Consider the following 1,413-nt stretch of genomic DNA (forward strand, 5'->3'; position numbering starts at 1 on the left):
ATCATACATGAAATTCACTAAACCCAGCTCAGATATATAAAGTATACAGAGACTCTGTAGAAGATGAATTAAAAGGCATGATTTTAAAATAATACAAAAAAAAGAATCGATTGATTCTTTTTTTATTGATATTTTCAAGTGAAAACTCTCTATTATAATCTTTAACCTGCTCATATGTTCGATTCATAGCTTCTTCACTGTTAAGTAACCTATCCTTACCAGTAATTTTATCTTTATCCCAAAGTTTGCTAGGAATAAACAAATGATATGGGTCTAGTAAAACTACTTCTATATAGTGTTTGGTTCTTTCTTTTTTATGTGATGAAGATTTGATTGTATAAACACAAATTACTCTAAATCTTCCCTCATGCGGAGACAAAATATCGAAATTGTCCAAAATGGATGATTTTCTAAAATAAGATTCGTGAAAATCAACAAAAGCCTGTTCTAAAAAATTATATAGGATATCTTTTATTCGTTTCCCTTGGTCGTTATTTTTAATAGTAATTCGAGAAGAGTTCCTTTGGATAATAGATGGTTCATCAATGATTTTTTTTAAACATAACATTGTTTTCGAATCAGCACCAAATTCACTTTTCTTATTTGAAAATTTTAAAGCAGGTAGATTAACAAATTTTTTTGAACAATCTTTAAAAACAACTTCTAATTTAATATCTTTAAAATCAATCCTGTTAGGTGGTGTGTATGTTACCGAATTAAAGACTTTATTTTGGAATTTTATTTTTGATTGTTTTTTCTTTAATAGCTTTGGATTGCTACCAAGAACATCAACTGAAAACGGTTCATTACACATATTTTTCAGCATATTCGTCAACAATTGCTTGAGGATTCATTTTTATATGCATTTCACCATCTTTTTCCTCAAATGGGACACGCCATGCATCATCCTCATGAGTTCTATCAACCAATGTAAAATCATCGACTTCATCAGTTTGTTGAATAATGCTGTCAATAAATTGAAGTATATTCCTTTTTTCTGAAGGAGTAAGCTTTTCGTTTAATTTATCTTCAGTCAATTGTACTGCTTCGTAACGATCCTCACGATAAGCTGTATAGACTTCATCATCAACTGGTCCGTACTTCCATGCTTCGAAATTTGGTTTAAATAAAAAGTTAGTGTAATTGACGGATTCTAATTCCCCAACACTTTCTTCACCTGATAATTTGCCGTATGTTGCTCCATAAAAAGCAAATAGGAAATATAAAGTCTTTTGGATTTTAATTGGAGAGGCATCGCTTAATTTATAAAATAAATGATTTACAAGATCGGTTTTATCTTGAAAGATATAATCAGTCATTTTCCATTCTCCTTTTTAGTACAAAAAAATACAAGCAACACACATCTGTCACCTGCGTTTAACTTTATAATTATATTATACACCGTTATAGAAC

At 29.6% G+C, this 1,413-nt stretch carries 2 protein-coding genes; both read right to left on the reverse strand.

From position 1 onward, the window contains the following. Nucleotides 1-28: 28 nt before the first annotated feature. On the reverse strand, nucleotides 29-826 hold the full coding sequence (locus tag D8877_RS12175) for a hypothetical protein (protein ID WP_142999432.1): 798 nt from the start codon (nucleotides 824-826) through the stop codon (nucleotides 29-31). Next, nucleotides 807-1,319, reverse strand: a complete 513-nt coding sequence (locus D8877_RS12180) for a Panacea domain-containing protein (RefSeq protein ID WP_125341677.1) — start codon at nucleotides 1,317-1,319, stop codon at nucleotides 807-809. The genes D8877_RS12175 and D8877_RS12180 overlap by 20 nt, the downstream gene beginning before the upstream one ends. Between the last annotated feature and the right edge of the window lie 94 nt (nucleotides 1,320-1,413).

This window comes from Streptococcus sanguinis, assembly GCF_003943735.1.
Classification (GTDB): Bacteria; Bacillota; Bacilli; order Lactobacillales; family Streptococcaceae; genus Streptococcus; species Streptococcus sanguinis_E.

Coding starts and splice junctions, on each gene's coding strand:
- D8877_RS12175 (WP_142999432.1), bottom strand. CDS start 826: ATGCTGAAAAATATGTGTAATGAACCGTTTTCAGTTGATGTTCTTGGT.
- D8877_RS12180 (WP_125341677.1), bottom strand. CDS start 1,319: ATGACTGATTATATCTTTCAAGATAAAACCGATCTTGTAAATCATTTA.